The organism is Parasphingorhabdus sp. (genome assembly GCF_048269865.1).
In the GTDB taxonomy this organism is placed as follows: Bacteria; Pseudomonadota; Alphaproteobacteria; order Sphingomonadales; family Sphingomonadaceae; genus Parasphingorhabdus.
This window is the reverse complement of sequence record NZ_JBLWUA010000001.1, coordinates 159,772-176,797: the sequence shown is the minus strand read 5'-3', so window position 1 is coordinate 176,797 and position 17,026 is coordinate 159,772. Positions and strand designations below refer to the sequence as shown.

16 protein-coding genes are annotated in these 17,026 nt (G+C 59.4%); 2 read left to right on the top strand and 14 right to left on the bottom strand.

Translation table 11 applies throughout. The annotated features are described in order from the left end of the window. Positions 1 to 55 precede the first annotated feature (55 nt). Entirely contained in the window at positions 56 to 2,458 is a 2,403-nt protein-coding gene (locus ACN0WW_RS00905) for a cyclic nucleotide-binding domain-containing protein (protein WP_417608429.1), read from the bottom strand. Between the two features lie 290 nt (positions 2,459 to 2,748). Here ACN0WW_RS00905 and ACN0WW_RS00900 point away from each other — a divergent pair, with 290 nt between their 5' ends. Both ACN0WW_RS00900 and ACN0WW_RS00895 read left to right on the top strand, forming a co-directional pair. Continuing rightward, entirely contained in the window at positions 2,749 to 3,705 is a 957-nt protein-coding gene (locus ACN0WW_RS00900) for a tetratricopeptide repeat protein (protein WP_417608427.1), read from the top strand. Positions 3,706 to 3,994: 289 nt separating this feature from the next. After that, positions 3,995 to 5,041, top strand: a complete 1,047-nt coding sequence (locus ACN0WW_RS00895; RefSeq protein WP_417608425.1) for a zinc-binding metallopeptidase family protein — start codon at positions 3,995 to 3,997, stop codon at positions 5,039 to 5,041. Positions 5,042 to 5,110: 69 nt separating this feature from the next. Here ACN0WW_RS00895 and ACN0WW_RS00890 read toward each other — a convergent pair whose 3' ends face one another. The 13 genes from ACN0WW_RS00890 to ACN0WW_RS00830 form a co-directional block, all read right to left on the bottom strand. Next, positions 5,111 to 6,406, bottom strand: a complete 1,296-nt coding sequence (locus tag ACN0WW_RS00890; protein ID WP_417608423.1) for a dicarboxylate/amino acid:cation symporter — start codon at positions 6,404 to 6,406, stop codon at positions 5,111 to 5,113. 87 nt (positions 6,407 to 6,493) lie between these two features. Next, on the bottom strand, positions 6,494 to 7,936 hold the full coding sequence (locus ACN0WW_RS00885; protein ID WP_417608421.1) for an AMP nucleosidase: 1,443 nt from the start codon (positions 7,934 to 7,936) through the stop codon (positions 6,494 to 6,496). 55 nt (positions 7,937 to 7,991) lie between these two features. Continuing rightward, on the bottom strand, positions 7,992 to 8,690 hold the full coding sequence (locus tag ACN0WW_RS00880) for an ATP12 family chaperone protein (RefSeq protein WP_417608419.1): 699 nt from the start codon (positions 8,688 to 8,690) through the stop codon (positions 7,992 to 7,994). Further along, positions 8,687 to 8,989 (bottom strand): hypothetical protein, encoded by a 303-nt coding sequence (locus ACN0WW_RS00875; RefSeq protein ID WP_417608417.1) that lies wholly within the window; start codon positions 8,987 to 8,989, stop codon positions 8,687 to 8,689. The genes ACN0WW_RS00880 and ACN0WW_RS00875 overlap by 4 nt, the downstream gene beginning before the upstream one ends. Continuing rightward, the gene (locus ACN0WW_RS00870) at positions 8,986 to 9,642 is read right to left on the bottom strand and encodes an HAD-IA family hydrolase (RefSeq protein ID WP_417608415.1); all 657 of its coding nucleotides are present in this window, start codon (positions 9,640 to 9,642) and stop codon (positions 8,986 to 8,988) included. The genes ACN0WW_RS00875 and ACN0WW_RS00870 overlap by 4 nt, the downstream gene beginning before the upstream one ends. Next, complete coding sequence (locus ACN0WW_RS00865) at positions 9,639 to 10,274, bottom strand: FMN-binding negative transcriptional regulator (protein ID WP_417608413.1); 636 nt, start codon at positions 10,272 to 10,274, stop codon at positions 9,639 to 9,641. The genes ACN0WW_RS00870 and ACN0WW_RS00865 overlap by 4 nt, the downstream gene beginning before the upstream one ends. Positions 10,275 to 10,276: 2 nt before the next feature. Then, the gene (locus tag ACN0WW_RS00860; RefSeq protein ID WP_417608411.1) at positions 10,277 to 11,656 is read right to left on the bottom strand and encodes an RluA family pseudouridine synthase; all 1,380 of its coding nucleotides are present in this window, start codon (positions 11,654 to 11,656) and stop codon (positions 10,277 to 10,279) included. Then, positions 11,563 to 11,940 carry a fluoride efflux transporter CrcB gene (gene crcB / locus ACN0WW_RS00855; protein ID WP_417608409.1) on the bottom strand — a complete coding sequence of 126 codons (378 nt, stop codon included), beginning with the start codon at positions 11,938 to 11,940 and terminating at the stop codon, positions 11,563 to 11,565. The genes ACN0WW_RS00860 and crcB overlap by 94 nt, the downstream gene beginning before the upstream one ends. Before the next feature lie 9 nt (positions 11,941 to 11,949). Next, positions 11,950 to 12,213 carry a ribbon-helix-helix domain-containing protein gene (locus ACN0WW_RS00850; protein ID WP_417608407.1) on the bottom strand — a complete coding sequence of 88 codons (264 nt, stop codon included), beginning with the start codon at positions 12,211 to 12,213 and terminating at the stop codon, positions 11,950 to 11,952. Next, positions 12,204 to 13,211, bottom strand: a complete 1,008-nt coding sequence (gene hemH, locus ACN0WW_RS00845) for a ferrochelatase (RefSeq protein WP_417608405.1) — start codon at positions 13,209 to 13,211, stop codon at positions 12,204 to 12,206. Before hemH ends, ACN0WW_RS00850 begins: the two co-directional genes overlap by 10 nt. 3 nt (positions 13,212 to 13,214) lie before the next feature. Beyond that, positions 13,215 to 15,503, bottom strand: a complete 2,289-nt coding sequence (locus ACN0WW_RS00840) for a molybdopterin cofactor-binding domain-containing protein (RefSeq protein ID WP_417608403.1) — start codon at positions 15,501 to 15,503, stop codon at positions 13,215 to 13,217. After that, positions 15,493 to 15,930 (bottom strand): CoA-binding protein, encoded by a 438-nt coding sequence (locus ACN0WW_RS00835; protein WP_417608961.1) that lies wholly within the window; start codon positions 15,928 to 15,930, stop codon positions 15,493 to 15,495. Before ACN0WW_RS00835 ends, ACN0WW_RS00840 begins: the two co-directional genes overlap by 11 nt. Positions 15,931 to 15,947: 17 nt before the next feature. Beyond that, positions 15,948 to 16,910 carry an Mrp/NBP35 family ATP-binding protein gene (locus tag ACN0WW_RS00830; protein WP_417608401.1) on the bottom strand — a complete coding sequence of 321 codons (963 nt, stop codon included), beginning with the start codon at positions 16,908 to 16,910 and terminating at the stop codon, positions 15,948 to 15,950. Between the last annotated feature and the right edge of the window lie 116 nt (positions 16,911 to 17,026).

The window sequence follows — 17,026 nt, the reverse complement described above, 5'->3', positions numbered from 1 at the left end:
GGCTCAGGGCGAACGGCGTGAGGAGACCGAGCGGGATAAAGGAAAGCAGACGGGCTCATACATCCTCTCCTTCCAGCTTGGAGACGGTCAGGAATTCTTCCGGGGCAACGCGGATCGCCGCTCCGGTCGGGCAGGCGCGGACGCAGGCGGGGCCGCCCCTGATCCCGGCGCACATGTCGCATTTGATGGCCTTCTTCGGTTTTTCCACAGACGGGTCGCTGTGCTTTTTGGTCCATAATTTATCGGGCTCGCCCGGTCCCGGACCCGCCCCGAAGAACAGCCAGCTCAGCAGACTCGGCTTCTTCGGCGGAACCTTATCCATCCGGATCACGCCATAGGGGCAGTAACGCTGGCAATTGCCGCAGCCGATGCAACTGTCATCGATAAACACCTCGCCGTCCGGACCGCGGTGGATCGCATCGGGCGGACAGTCGGACATGCAATGCGGATGCTCGCAGTGGCGGCAGCTGGTCGGGACATGCAGATGAGCGTAGGTACGCCCTGCCTCGCGGTCGAGCCGCGACAAGCCTTCATGGCTGTCGGCGCAGGCTTTCTCGCAATTGTCGCAACCGACACAGAGATTTTCGTCGATCAGCAGCACGTCGGTGGCTTCGCCAATGCCATTGTCGACGAGGAAATTGGCGATGCCGGAATACATGTCGACAACACCCGAGAAACTGTCTTTTTTCGCTTCGACAAAGGCGTTGATGTCCTGCCGCTCGGCCATTTCCTTCTTGGCCTTCCGCATCAGGTCGGGATGGGCATCAAGCACTTTCTTGAACGCATCGCCGTTGATCTTGATGACCTCGGACTTGATCGCCGCCTTCACCGTCGCGGTGCGATAGCCGCCCGCGATCAGCGTCATCTCACCGACATAGGTTCCGGCCGGCAGATAGGACAGAAAGACCGGCTTGCCGCCAATCTGCTTCTCCACCACCATCGATCCGACGCGGATGACGTAGATATCGTTGCCCTCGCCGCCTTCCTCGATAATCGCCTCGCCGGCACGGACATTGAGGATCTCGCTGGTCTCCACGACCTCGGCAATATCCTCCTTGGTCAGGCCCGACCCGAACATCTGCAGCAATTGCCGCTCCGTGGAAATTTGCGTGATTCGGCGTTTTGCCGCGGGCACCGACGCCTGCAGCTTGAGCGCAGCCGTGCGCGAAATCTCGACGACGATCACGTCTTCGGCCGCGCGAATCGTCGCGCCGCGCCGCCGCCCCGAAATCAGGCCGACCTCGCCGAAGATCGAACCCTGCTCGATCGGCACCGTGATCGACGGGTCATCGGGGTTGATCTCGACCGCCACCGAACCCTCGGCAATGGCAAACAGCGAGCTTCCCGGATCGTTTTTCTCGAAGATCACCTCGCCCCGGTCATAGCTGCGCGGTTCGCTGTCGAGCATGAATTCGCGCATCTGCAAGGGGGACAGGTCGTTGAGAATCAGGACATTGGAACGGAAAAATTCGAGCCATTCGTCAACCGACCGGCGCCCGGGCAAATCAGCGAATTTCGCTTCGAGAATCGGTTCGTCGGCGGGCTTCAGGTCGATATTGCCGTTGATAAACTCGATCACGTCATAGCCCTGATTCATACAGTGCTTGATCAGCGGGTAGCCGGCGAGCGCACCGATGACATAGATGCCCTTTTTGGTGCTCTCGAAGGCCGGCGACAGTTTCGGATAGGCCTCGCGATCCTCGCTGGTAAATTCGATCCCGCATTCCTCGACAAATTTACGTGGCGGGGCGCTGCCCATGCGGGCAATGATCCGGTCGCACTTGATGGTTTCCTGACCATCGCGGGTTTCCAGCACCAGTTCCCCATCCCTGACTTCGGCTGGTGTGGTTTCGTTGCGGATGATCACCTTGCCCTGCTCGCCTGCTTCCATCAGCAGCTTCACATTGGCCTTTTTCGCCCGGGCAAATTCCGCCGAGCGGTTGAGAATGGTGACGACATTATTCTGCGCCGCATCGGCTGCCAGCCCAAGAGCGTTCTCGATGCCCGCGTCGCCCGAACCGATCACCGTGATATGCTCGTCATAATATTCGCCCGGATCGTCGAGCTGATACTGGACCATCTTATTGTCGCCACCGGGGCAGCGCATCAGGTTCGGATTGCCCTGCGTTCCGATCGCCATCACGATCGTTTCGGCCTGTACCGTCTCACCATTTTTCAGGCTGATCGTGAAATTGCCTTCCTCGCCCTCAATCTTGACCGGCTCGGCATTGTACATGACGTTCACGCCATGCTCCGCGGTTTGCGCATCCCAGATTTCCAGAATGGCCTCGCGTTTGCCCGCGTCAAAATCCATGTCCGAGCGCAGCACCAGCTGGCTCGGCGTTGCCATGACATGCTTGCCCTTCTGATATTTGTAAATGGTGTCGGACAGATGGTCGGTTTTTTCCAGCAGCACATGCTTGAGCTTCAGCTGCGCAGCCCGCCCAGCGGCGCTCATGCCCGCTGGTCCGGAGCCAATGATAACTACTCGAAACTTATCCGACACGCGCCTGCTTCCCCCCTTTTGCATCCCCCGACCAACGCACCCTCATACGTTTTAACGGCCCGGTTCAGCTATATGCCCGGTAGTAGCGCGACCCAAAAGACTGAACTTTGGCAGTATCTTATCAAAAAGCCTCTCCATTGCCAGTGCAAAATATCACAGCCATCTCGGCGCTTGTCAGGTAGCGACGGGCCCCGTATCTCTGCACCGGAATAGCAAAAGACAAAATAGCTTGGGGATTGACCATGGCGAAAGCAGCTTCTTCGATCAATATCAGCCGTATCGCCCTGATACTCGCGGCCTTGCTGGCGCTGGCAGCGATCGGCGTCCAGATTTATCGCAGCATGAATGACGATAACGAGGGGACCGCATCCGTGGCAACCGCCGAGGGCGAAGCCGCACCCAGCGTTGAGGAGGTTATCGCTGGTCTGGAAAAGAAGCTGCAGGATAATCCGGACGATGCGGAAAGCTGGCGGATGCTGGGCTGGAGCTATTTCGAAACGCAGAAATTTGCCGAATCGGCTACGGCGATGAAGCGGGCGACCACACTGGATCCGGATAATCCCGAATATTGGTCGATGCTGGGCGAGGCCCTGGTGATGGCCAGCGACGGCCAGCAAGTCCCTCCGGACGCCGCCGCGGCGTTTCGCAATGCGCTGAAATATGACGCCAAAGATCCCCGCGCGCGCTACTTTCTGGCGGTCCAGAAAGATATAGCCGGCGACCACAAGGGCGCGATTGACGACTGGTTTGCCCTGCTCGGCGACACCCCCGCCGACGCGCCTTATGCCGCAGACATTCGCCGGGTGATCGGACAGGTCGCGGAGAAGGAAGGCATTGATGTCGCGTCCCGTCTGGCCAAGATCACCCCGGCAGCGCCAACCGGCGGTATCTCCACCGACGGCCCGGCGGTCGCCACAGCCGCGATTCCCGGCCCAAGCAGCCAACAAATGAAAGAAGCGTCCGCCCTGCCGCCCGGCCAGCAGGAAGCGATGATCGCCAATATGGTGGACGGCCTCGACAAACGGCTGCAGGCCAATCCGAATGACGCCAACGGCTGGATCATGCTGATCCGCAGCCGCATGCAATTGGGCCAGACCGTGCAGGCCAAACAGGCGCTGGATCGCGGGCTGAAGGCGTTCAAGAATGACGGCGCGGAAGCGAAACGGATCCGGGAAGCAGCGTCGGCGCTTGGGCTATAGTCAGGACTGGCCTGCCTGAATTCCGCCCCACAATGTCGACGTCTTTTGCCGAGCGGTCAACTGACGAGGCAGGTCTTTGCCCACCAAAATGGGATGAGATCACGGAAAAAGATGATTTCGGCGGGGATACTTCGCCGTGAGGAATCTTGACGCTTTATCCGCAGCGCACTGCTATGCACACGGCTTGGGATAACAAGTTACGCCTGTCTCGTGAAACCATCACTGCGCCAATGCGTTGGATGGCTGATATTGCTCGAATATCCTATTTTTACCGAAAAGGCCGAATGTTTTGCGCAGATTTTTATGCCCCGATTGCGGCAATCAAGTCCATTTCAACAACGCGACCTGCTTGTCTTGCTCATCCATTCTGGCCTATTCGCCTTCGCAGGATGAAATGCTGGCTTTCCCGGCAGGTGATCCGGCAGCAACCGTCGGTGCCCTCGGATATTCGCTGTGTGCGAACCGTGAACTGATCGGATGCAACTGGCTGTGCGACAATATCGACGCCGATTCCTTGTGCCAGAGCTGTTTCCACACCACCAAGATTCCCGATATCTCCGATCTGGAAAAACGACAGCAGTGGAACAGGCTGGAGCGGGCCAAGCGGCGGCTATTTTATGCGCTGATCAAATTGAACCTGCCGCTGGCGGCGGACCCCGATGTTTCTCAGGGCTCCCTCCGGTTTGAACTGCTGGGCGATCGCCTGCTTGCCAATGGTGAGAAAAAACGCGTCATGACCGGGCATGACAATGGCCTGATCACCATAAATATCGCCGAGGCCGACGATGCAATTCGCGAAAAGAACCGGACAATGATGGGCGAGCCCTATCGGACCCTGATAGGCCATTTCCGGCACGAAGTGGGTCATTATTACTGGGATCAGCTGGTGGACAAGCCAGGCGTCATCGAACGATTCCGGGCGCTTTTCGGCGACGAACGGCGCGACTATTCCGAAGCATTGGGCACCTATTATGACAATGGTCCGCCGGAGGACTGGCAACAATCTTTCGTCAGCGCCTATGCAACTGCGCATCCGTGGGAAGATTTCGCCGAAACCTGGGCCCATTATCTGCACATGGTCAGCGGGCTGGAAACGGCATTTGCCTATGGCCTGAATCCACAGCCTCTGGAAGACGGGGCGCCCCCGCTGGTGCAACTCGCCGACCCGTATCATGTCGCTGACCATGAACAGCTTTTGGACCACTGGGTCCCGATTACAGTCGCGATGAACGCCATGAACCGGTCGATGGGCAACAGGGACTATTATCCGTTCGTCTTGTCGTCCCGCATTTCTGAGAAACTGCAATTCATCCATGATCTGGTCAAGGACCAATAGCTTCGGCTGATTCTGTCAAAACAAGACATAGCGGCCATCACGCTGGCATGGCGACGGCGTGCCCCTGACTTAGTCCAGCGCCTTTTTCATGATGACCGCAGCGGTAATATCGCCCGTCACGTTCACGACCGTGCGCGACATGTCCAGCAGACGGTCAACACCCAAGATGATCACCAGCCCGGTCGCCGGAATGCCGAATCCGGCAGCGACACTGGCCAAGATAGCGATGCTGACACCGGGAGTGCCAGGTGCGCCAATCGACGACGCGACCAGTGTACCAATCAGCAACAGGGTTTCACTCATGCTCAGATCGACACCCGATATTTGCGCCAGAAAGAGAATCGCGACGCTTTGATACAGCGCCGTACCAGCCATGTTCATGGTTGCCCCGAGCGGGATCACCAGATGCGCGACATCATCCGGCACATGAAACTGGCGAGCGGTCTGGATTGTGCTCGGCATGACCGCCGAGGAGCTGGACGTGGAAAAGGCCAGCAAAAGATTGGACCCGGCGACCGAGAGGAAGGAACGAAAGCCCAGTCCGCCGAGCACTCTCAGGACGACGGCATAAATCAGGAACAGCAATAGCAGCCCCAGCAGAACCGTGCCGATATAGCTGAGCAGACCCAGCAGCGAGTCCAGTCCGATCTGGATCATCAGCTGTGCCATCAATCCGAATACGGCGAGCGGCGACAAGAGCATTGCCCATTTCACGATCGTCATGGAAATCGACATCAGCGAATCGAGCAGAGCGAGAAACGGGAGCGCCTTCTCCTTTTGGATCTGCGTGGCCGCAATCCCCGTCAGCACCGCAAGAATGACGATTGCCAGCAAATCACCCTGGATCACGGAGGCCGCCGGATTGGTCGGCAGGACCCCGGCTACCATGTCCGGTAGCCGCGTCAGGTCAAAGCTTTGCGTGGCCGCTGCGGCTGGCACCATGGTATCAACCGGCAAATCCAGGCCCATGCCCGGGCCGATCAGCTGCGCCAGCGAGATGCCGATCCAGGCTGCCAGAAATGTGGTCGAGAGAATGAACAGGCCGAGCCGCAACCCAAGCTTGCGCATCGCCTCATTCGAGGACACACCGGCAAGGCCGCTGACAATCGATGAAAAGACCAGCGGCACCAGCACGATCGCGATCAGGCCAAGAAAAAGCTGGCCGGGAAGCGCCAGCCAGTCACCGATCATCCCGGCTGTTTTCGGCCGGACCCAGCCCACCGTGGGTCCGAGCAGAGTCCCGGTACCAATGCCGAGCACCATCGCCGCCAGCACCTGCGCCCACAGCCGCGAACGCGCCCAGATACGCAATTTGCTACTCTGCTGGATCAGGCGGTCCAGTTCAGAGCCGGTTTGGTTCAACACAATGATCCTGCCTCTTGAAAATTATGAACGCTACACGGCGCTTTTCGCGTGCCTCTAGCGAGAGATCAACAGGCAGGTCAAAACTCTCTACCTAAACAACGGCTCGCCAAAGCTTCTGAGCTTGCGGCTGTGCAAGGTCCCGGCATCTGCTTCCTTCGCAAGCAAATCGATCGCGCGCAGTCCGATCGCCAGATGCTGTCCGACGCGTTCCTGATAGAAGGCATCGGCCATGCCCGGCAGCTTGATCTCGCCGTGCAGCGGCTTGTCGGATGCGCAGAGCAAAGTGCCATAGGGCACGCGATAGCGATAACCGTTGGCGGCGACCGTCGCGCTTTCCATGTCGATGGCGATGGCGCGGGCCTGGTTGAGACGCCGGGCGATCTGCTCGAAACGCAATTCCCAGTTGCGGTCGCCGGTCGTGACCACGGTGCCGGTGCGCAGTTGCTGCTTCAGCTTCGATTTGTCGATGCCGGTCTCTTCCTGCACGGCCTGGGTCAGCGCCAGCTGTACTTCGGCAATCGTCGGCAGCGGGATGCTGGGCGGCAAGACATCGTCGAGCACATTGTCGTCGCGCAGATAGGCATGGGCAAGGACATAATCGCCCAGCCGCTGGGTCCGGCGCAATGCACCGCAATGACCGATCATCAGCCAGACATGCGGCCGCAAGACGGCGAGATGGTCCGTGATCGTCTTGGCATTGCTCGGGCCAACGCCGATATTGACCAAAGTCACGCCGGGGCGGCCGTCGCCGCGCACCAGATGATAAGCGGGCATTTGCGGCGGCTTGGCGATTGGCGGAGCGGAGGGCTTGCCATCCTTGCCGGTGATCCGGTTGCCCGGTTCGACCAGCATGCTGGCTTTGCCGGCCTTTACTTCTGCCAGACCGGTTTCGAGAAATTCGTCAACATAGCGCTGATAGTTGGTGAACAGGATGAAGGGCTGAAAATGCTCTGGATCGGTGGCGCAATAATGGCGAATCCGGTGCAGCGAATAGTCGACCCGCTCGGCGGTGAACAGAGCCAGCGCAGAGGCTTCTTCGCCCTGAAAAATCTGGCCACCGTCGACAATCTCGTCATTGGTCTTCATCAGATTGGGCGTGTGAAAATAATTGGGCAGCTTTTCCTTCTTCGCCCGGTCGAGTCCGGCTCCGGCATCTTCCAGCGCAAAAGCCAGCGGAATCGGCGTATCGGACAACTCCACCCAGATTTTGGCGGTGAAGGTTGTGGCAATGCGTTGCAGTTGATCGAGCAAATAGGTGCGGTACAGCTTGGGCTCGGTGATGGTCGTGCAATAGGTGTTGATATCGGCCAGATGTCCCGACGCCAGATGGCTGGTTTCGGTCGCCTGATCGGCGGGAATTTCGACGCTGATCTGCGGGTAAAGGCCTTGCAGGCGGTCATCCTTGGCCAATTTGGCGGTCGCATAGCGACGAAACCGGGCCGCCGTGATTTCAATTTGTTCGGCGTATAGCTTTTCCAGCAACGCCACCGCTTCGGCGGGCGTTGCACATAGAGTGGATTGGGTTGTCATGTAGTCTCCGTTACAGTTTCAATCCTGTACCGGAAATTTGTTACAAAGGGAAAACCTAAGTGCGCGAGAGGTCGAGAAAGCGGGTCGCCGCCTCGAACTCGGCGCGTTTGATCTCCCGCGCAGCAAATGCCTGATCATCCCGGCCCCATTGCTGCTCCTGCCAGAGCTCCTCCAGATTGACCAGCGGCCAGAGGGTTTCGGGGCTGTGCGTCTGCTCGACCAGCGCCAGCGTGGCGATCAGGGAGCCGGACAGACCGACCAGAGACAGCATAGCCGCCACCGCAAAATCATCCTGCACCTCGACCATCTTGGTCAACCGCTCAATCGTTGCCGCCGGCTGGGCCTGATAGCGAATGCCGTGGATGAGGTTGAAACTGACATCATAGCGGCTCTGCGCCCATTCGAGCAGCGGATCCCATCGCTCTGCCTGATGATCGATCAGCGCCTGCTGCCCTGAATCCGCCCGATAGTAGAGCATGTCGCTGTCGGCAAAGGCGGCGATGCGTCCAACAATCCGGTCGCGTTCGCTAGCGACCTGATCGAGCGCCCCTTGCGCCAGTCCGGTCAGCGGCATCGACGCCGGCACAATATCCTCCTGTTGCGCGGCCCATTCGTCGGCAATCGCTTCCGCCAGCCGGCTGGTTGGAACGGCTAGCTGGTTGCGCTGCGGTGTCTTTACCGGTCGCCCGTCGAGCAAGACGCCATATGCCTCGCCGGCCGGAGCGACCGATACGTCCTTGTAAAAGCGTTTCACGGGGCGTCCGCGCCTGCTGCCGCTTTGGCGATCGCCTCTTCTGCTACACGGGCGCGAATATATCTGCGGATGATCAGGACCGGCACTGCCCAGAGCTGGAAGAGCCCAAGCAGAATGAGAGCATAACCGACCGGTGCCGGAACCGGCGGCAGACGGTCGAGCGCAATCGCAAGCCCCAACATCACCAATATGACCCCAAGCAGGCGCATCACGCTGACCAGAATGTGAACCGCCTTCGCCTGTTTTTCTTTTTCCGGGTCGGGAATATATTCGGGCTGCTCGTCAATCGGGTCGTTCATCGGTTCAATATTCCATTCAGCTCAGCCATTGTCGCTGCGACAATTTCGGCACCGGCAGCGATCAGTTCATGCTCGTCGTGATAGCCCCAGTCCACGCCGACCGGGCGGACACCGGCGTTAACCGCCATCGCCATGTCAAAGCTGGTATCGCCGATCATTGCGGTGGTCTCCGGCAAGGCACCGGCTTCGGCCATCGCCAGCTCGACCATCGCCGGATGCGGCTTGGAGGGATGCCGGTCTGCGGTCTGCAACGTGACAAACCGATCACCAAGACCGTGGGTTGCCAAAACATGCTGCAGGCCGCGATCAGACTTGCCGGTGGCCACGCCAAGGACCCAGCCAGCGGCTTTCAGTTGTTCCAGCAGCTCGAGCAATCCGTCGTAAAGGGGTTCGTGTAGGCCGCCAGACTGGCGCATTGCGGAAAAGCCGTCCTTGTAGGACTGGGTCACCGCCGCGACGGTTTCTGCGTCTCCTGTGGGAAGCAGTTGCGAAACCGCTTCGGTCAGGCTTAGGCCAACGATCCGGCGCACTAGATGATGATCGGGCGGGACCAGACCGTGCTGCTCAAACGCCCGATCCATCGACGCGCAGATATTGGCCTGGCTGTCGACCATCGTCCCGTCACAATCGAACAGGGCGAGCTTGTTGGTCATCGTGCACCAAACTCCTGTATCATATGGGCCATGGCGCGGCGACCGATGGCAGCAAGCGCCGCTCCCGCCTTATCGCGCGCTGCCGCAGGCTTGTTCTGGCTCAGCTTGGCGGTCGGACGCCAGGCCAGTATTTCCATTTCAAAGCCGACAATGGCATCGACCATCTTCTCGAATTTTGCGGGGTCCATCTTGTCCCGGTGCCAGGGTGCCTTGGGTAGCAGCTTGGCTTCATTCTGCGCCGTCACATCATCAAGCAGAGCGATCAGGCCTTCGCGCTCCATCTGCCGGACGGTGCCTTCCAGTTCCAGCGTTAGATAGTTCCAGGTCGGCACCTGGTCGTCGAGGCCGTACCAGTCGGGGCTGATATAGGCGTCGGGACCGTTGATCACGCAAAGCGCCTTGTTTTCGGCGATATGCCGCGTCAGGGCGTTGCCCCGCGACAGGTGAAATTGCAATGCACCGTCACCGGTAGAAAATACCGGCACATGTGCGACGCGCGGCCCATCCGGGGTTTCGGCGAAAACCATTGCGAAGCCGATCTCTGCAATCATCGCCTCCAGAGCGGCCCGCTCGTCCGCGTCGTGATGATCATTGGCAGATTTGGGCCAGCGAAAGGCGGGGTTGGGATGCATTGTTATTTCGGTTTCTTGCGCAGCGCCTGTTTGACCTTGGCTTTGTGCGGCATGTTTTTCTTGTGCGTCGCCTTGCCGGCATTGGGGCGTTCCCGCTTCGTCGGTTTGCCTACCTTGGTCGGCTTGCCGTCGATTTCCCCGCGCCCGCGGCGTTCGCCCCGCTTGTCCTTGCGGATCATCTTGGCATGCGCCCTGGCCTGCTGCTTGCGGAACATCTTGCCACCCGGTTTCTTCTCGTCAAGCGGAAGATCTCCCAAGAGCATGTCGAGGCCGAGATTGTCGATGGTTTCGGCAAAATGGGCCGGCAGATCCGCCGTCACGTCGAGCTTGTGACCATCAGGATGATCAATCCGCAGACGTCTTGCGTGCAGGTGCATCTTGCGGCTGATCGTGCCGGTCAGAAAAGCGTCCTTGCCGCCATATTTGCCGTCGCCGACAATCGGATGGCCGATCGCCGCCATATGCACACGCAGCTGGTGGGTGCGGCCAGTGTGGGGTTGCAGCTCGACCCAGCAGGCGCGGTTGCCGGCCCGCTCGATAATCCGGTAGCGCGACTTGGCGGACTGGCCGTTTTCCTCGTCGACATGCATTTTCTCGCCGCCGGAACCAGGCTGCTTGGACAGCGGCAAGTCGATCACGCCATCGGCGATTTCGGGGACACCCATGACAATCGCCCAATAGACCTTGCGGACATCGCGACCGGAAAAGCGCTTCGAGAAAAAGGACGCGGCGCCCGGCGAGCGCGCCAGCAGGATTACGCCGCTGGTATCCTTGTCCAGCCGGTGGACCAGCTTGGGCCGGGATTTGGCATCAAAGGTCAAGGCATCGAGCAGACCGTCAAGATGGCTCGTCGTCTTGCTGCCACCCTGCGTCGCCAGTCCGGGAGGCTTGTTGACCACGAGCGCCGACTTGTCCTTGTGAATGACCAGTTCGCGGGCAAAATCGATCTGGTCCTGGGTCAGATCGGCCTTGGCTTTCGCAACCCGGCCGGGCCGCTCGATTTCCTGCGGCGGTACGCGCAAAATCTGTCCGGCCTGGACGCGATCGCCCGGTGCCACTCTTTTGCCGTCCAGCCGCAACTGGCCGGTCCGCGCCCAGCGCGAAACCATGTTGAACGGCACCTCCTCCATGTGCCGCTTGAACCAGCGATCGACCCGGATATCGTCATCATCGGCGGAGATGGTGAATTGCCGGACATCCAGTGTCTTCAGCGCCTGCTTTTGCTCTTTGGTCGAGCCCTGCGGCTTTTCTTCCTCGGAGCCGCTTTCGGCTGTGGGATCAAAACCGCTCATGCCAGTGTCCTCACTGCCATCAGACCGGCAAACACGGCCAGGACGGAACCGACCACGGAGACCAGCGCATATAATATTGCGATGCCCCATTCACTGCGTTCGATCATAGTGAGAACTTCCAAACTAAAGGCCGAAAAAGTTGTAAAACCACCGAGCAGGCCAACGCCAAGCAAAAGCCGCCACGGCTCATCGACAATATTGCCGCGGGCCAGCACACCCGCCAGCACGCCCATAAGGAGCCCACCGGTCACATTGGCCACCAGCGTTCCAATAGGGTAACCGACGGGAGCAAGGTGAAAGACAAGTCGGCCGAGATGATAGCGCCCCGCCGCACCCATCGCACCGCCTGCCATGACAAGAAGGGTAGCGTTCATGGCCGTCCCTTAGTCGGCTTGACGCATTTTTCCAAGCATATCATTGGCAAGCCACAGACGGATCGCGGTCGCGAGGCCCGGCGGCTGCGCCGCAGCGATCCGCTCGACATCAATTTGCGCCACCAATGCGTTGAGCGGCAGACCGCGACTGTCCGCCGCCTTTTTCAGCATTCCCCAGAACAAGGGCTCTAGCGAAATCGATGTCTGATGCCCGGCGATCGTGACACTGCGCTTGACCGGCGGATGAAAGATTTCGGGCCGTTCTAGATCCACCCGGACAATTCCCGGCGGATCAGTGTATCCAGCATGGCGATGCTGATCTCACTGTCGTTCAGGCAAGGCAAATAGGCAAATTTTTCGCCGCCGCCCGCCTCAAACTGTTCCTTGCCCCGGATCGCCAGTTCCTCGCAGGTTTCCAGGCAATCGCTGGAAAAGCCCGGCGCGAAAATCGCGATATTCTTCTTGCCCTGCCCGGCCAGCGATTCCAACACTTCATCGGTGGCGGGACCAAGCCATTTTGCCCGGCCGAAGCGCGACTGGAACGCCACGACCAGCTCTTTCCCGAGCCGCTCGGACAAAAGACGCGCGGTTTTCTGACATTGACAGTGATAGGGATCGCCCAGTTCGAGCGTCCGGTGCGGCATGCCGTGAAAGCTCGCGACAATCGCATCCGGTTCAAAATCGAGCGCGGCAACGTCACGCTCCAGGCTGTTGGCCAGCGCATCGATATACGCAGGGTCATCATGATACGCTGGCAGCATCCGGATTGCCGGTTGCCAGCGCATGGCGCCAATCGCGTCGAACACCGCATCATGCACACTGGCGGTCGTCGCACCGCTATATTGCGGGTAAAGCGGCGCGATCAGGATGCGGTCACATCCCGCCGCTTTCATCACATCGAGCCGGCTCTTGATGCTGGGATTGCCATAGCGCATCGCCCAGTCGACCATCACGCCATCGATCGTATCGGCAAGCTTTTCTGCCTGTTTGCGGGTGTAGAAGGCCAGCGGCGAGCCATCCTCGGTCCACACCAGACTATAGGCTTCGGCAGATTTTGCCGGCCGCGTGTTGAGAATGACACCGCGCAATATCGGCTGCCAGATGATGGACGGTATCTCGACCACCCGCTTGTCCGACAAAAACTCTTTCAGATAGCGTTTTACAGCCTGTTTGTCGGGCGCGTCGGGCGTGCCGAGATTGACCAGCAAAACGCCGATTTTCTTCGCCGCCACGGGCGGATGATCGGCTGGCAAGGGTCCCGTTTCACGCATGACTTATGATACTTCCCCGAAAAGTGGCAATTGCCGGAGCCGGACGCCGGTTGCCGAGAATAGCGCATTGGCGACCGCTGGCGCAACCGCTGGCACACCGAGCTCTTCATAGCCAACGGGCTCTTCTTCGCTTCTGATAAATTCAATCTGGATCGGCGGTATTTCGGCCAGTCGCGGCAGCGACAGATCACGCAGGCGCTTGGCCGTTGGCAATCCCTTTTCAAACCGGGTCGTGCTGCCCAATGCCATCGCCAGTCCAAAGACAATACCACCTTCGATTTGCTGCCGCGCGATATCGGGATGGATGATCCGTCCGATATCGACGGTCGCTGAAATGCGGCGGACTTCAAGACCGCTTCCCCCGCGGCTGGCACTTGCAATAACGGCTATATGCCCGCCGCGCATGCTGTGACAGGCAATGCCCTGACCGCTCTGTTCCAGCCCGCCATCCCAGCCCGCCATGGCGGCCACGCCAGTCAGGCATCGCGCCAGTCTCGGCTGGTTGTTCATCATCTGCATCCGGAAGGATAGCGGTTCGATCGCCGCCTTGGCCGCCAATTCATCGATGAACGATTCGAGAAAGAAAACATTGCTGCTATGGGCGTTGCTGCGCCAGTTGCCGGTCGGCACGTCAACAAAAGCCGGGTGATGATCGACGGTCAGATTGGGAATGTCATAGGGCACTTCGAGCCCCGCGATCGCCTTGATATCCGCCTCCCCCATTGTGGACCGCATCGCTGTGACATTGTCCATGCCATCGAACAGGCGTTTGAGCTGTTCGCGGGCGGAGGGCGGGGCAGCGATTTTGATTTGCAGCGCCGTGACACGACCGGCCTTGGCCATGGCGGCATCCAACCGCGCTTGGCTGGGCGCGCGGTAATGATCGTGCATCAATTCTTCCGCACGCGACCAGACCAGCTGCACCGGCCTCCCCATCTCTTTGGCCATTAGGGCAACCTGGCCGGCAATTTCATTATCGAGATTGCGGTCGAAAGAGCCGCCGCTCAACATGGGATAAAGGGTCACCCGATCCTGAGCGATATTCAGCATTCTGGCCGCCGCCTCGACCGCCGCCGCCGGCGCCTGGGTCGCCATCCAAAGTTCCAGACCGCCATCCTTATACTCTGCCGTCGCTGTCCGCGTTTCTATCGGCGCATGCAACGCCGCATCCGCATGATAGCGCGCCTGAAAATCACCATCATTGCCGAACGCAGCTTTGGTGTCACCGCGCGTCAGGAACCGCGTGCCCGGCCCCTCGTCCAGCGCCTTGCGCAAGGCAGTGTCGATCTTTTCGCTGTCGGCCAGATATCCTCTGGTCTCGAAAACCGGGCTCATTTTGTCCAGCGCCCGGTTTGCCGCCCACCAATTGGTCGCCACAGCTGCGATCCATTTGTCATGTTGGACCACATCGATAAAGCCGGTGATCTTGCTGGCCCCGGCGCGGTTGAAGGATTTCAGGCTGGTGTCGCCGATCGGGCCCTGCCGGATTGCCGCATATACCATGTCCGGCAGTCTGATATCGCCCGCAAAATTGGCTGAGCCATCCAGTTTGCTTGGCAAATCAAGACGTGCAACATCCTGCCCGATCAAATTGCCCGCCCCGGCCGGTCGTAGCGGCACCGGATCGGGCAAAGTTTCGTCGACCGCATCGCGTACCAATTCGCCGAACCGCAGTTTCTTGTCACCATTCGAGATAACACCATTATCCACGGTGCACGTTTCCCAGGCGATGTCCCATCTGGCAGCAGCGGCCTTGGTCAGCAGGACCCGCGCCGCTGCGCCTGCTTCGCGAAAACTTTCGGCGAAGGCCGGAATGGAGGTGGAGTCGGCGGTCAGCTGAAACTTGTCGCGGCCCTCGACATGTTGCGCAACCCAGCGAACCGCTGCGTTCTCCGTCAATTTTTCGATGCCAGCGGGCATCAACAGGTCCGCCCACTGCTCGGCCAGCACCCTGTTGCTGTACAGTGGATTGATCGGGGCCGGTTCGACCGCAACCGTGCGCCAGTCCGCGCCCAGTTCGTCTGCCAGGATTTGCGGCAGCACGGTATAGACGCCCTGCCCCATTTCGCTTTGCGGCACGACCACCGTGACCTGCCCGTCCTCTGATATTTTGAGATAGGCACCGAAAATCTGCTCATTCTCGGTCGCGGCGACATTGGGCGCATAGGTCCGCGGCCAGAGTGCCCAGGCGACGACGAGACCGCCGAGAGCACCACCCCCGATCAGAAATTTTCGGCGATTGAATCCAGTGGATGCACTTTCTGTCTGATTAATGTCCGGTTCAGCCGCCATGGGCACTCTTTAACAGGCCCAGGCGCGCAATCTCGATTTTCGGACAACGATCCATCACAACTTTCAATCCGGCCTCGGTCGCCCGCTGCGCCGCCGCTTCGTTGATCACCCCAAGTTGCATCCAGACCGATTTGGCCCCGATCGCAATGGCCTCGTCAACGACATCGCCAGCCGCCTCGGAGTTGCGGAAAATGTCGACCATATCGATCTGGCCTTGAATAGCATCCAGCGATTCAACCACCGCAACATCGTACAAGGACTGTCCGGCGATCCCGGGATTGACCGGTATCACATCATAGCCCTGATCGAGCAGAAAATGAAAAATCCGGTTGCTCGCGCGCTCGGATTTCGCCGATGCGCCAACCACAGCAATGCGCTGTGTCGACGTCAGCAATGCGGCAATGTCCTGATCACTTTCCAGCAGCATGATGCTCTTCTCCCCGGCTATTGATTGTCCAACCATGTCGCGAGCTTTTTGGCAACATCGCGGAACGCCTGTCCCTGCACCCCATCGGAATAAGCTGGGGGTGTACCGCCGTCGCTAGACTTGCGGATTTCGATGTCCAGCGGAATTCTGCCGAGAAACGGCATGTTCATTGTCTTGGCAGCCGCTTCCGCGCCGCCGGCGCCAAACGGATCGCTGATCTCGCCACAGTGCGGGCATTGATAGCCGGCCATATTCTCAACCATGCCGATGATCGGAATCTTTGCCTGATGGAAAAGATCCACCGCCCGGGTGGCGTCCATCAATGCCAGATCTTGCGGTGTCGAAACGATCACCGCACCGACCGGCTTGTGATTCTGCATCATCGATAGCTGCACATCGCCAGTGCCAGGCGGCATGTCGACGATAAGTTCCTCGACATCGCCCCAATGCGCGTCGATCAGTTGTTCCAGTGCCTTGCCCGCCATCGGGCCGCGCCAGGCGATGGCCTGACCCGGTTTTGCCAGATGGCCCATGGATAGCACCGGCACGTCATATTCATTCGGCACCGGGATCAACTGCTTGCCCTCCGCCTCCGGCCGCTGTCCTTCACAATGCAGCAGACGGGGCTGCGACGGTCCGTATATATCAGCATCGACCATCCCGACTTTGCGGCCCAACAGCTGCATCGCGATGGCCAGATTGGTGGACAGGGTGGACTTGCCGACCCCGCCCTTGCCGCTGGCTACGGCGATCAGACGGCGTTCGACCTTCTCGGCGGTCATGGCGATGTCGACTTTTTCGACACCGTCCAGCTCCAGCAGCTTGCCTTTGACGGCAATCTCGATCTGGCCGCGGTCGCGGACATCGAGACCGCCCACGTTGAGCACCAGAGTGACGCGGCCCTGTGAAAATTTTACGGCACTGAAACGGCCTTTGGCAACGCTGTCCAGCGCTGCCTCGATGGAAGAAATATCGGTCATCGGATCGACATAGTTACACTTTTCTCGGATTGACACTGTTTTTCTGGCAGCACGCTACCTATAAAGAAATGATGGATAAAAATTTTTACGGTGAAGCGCGCCGCAGATCGATTTTC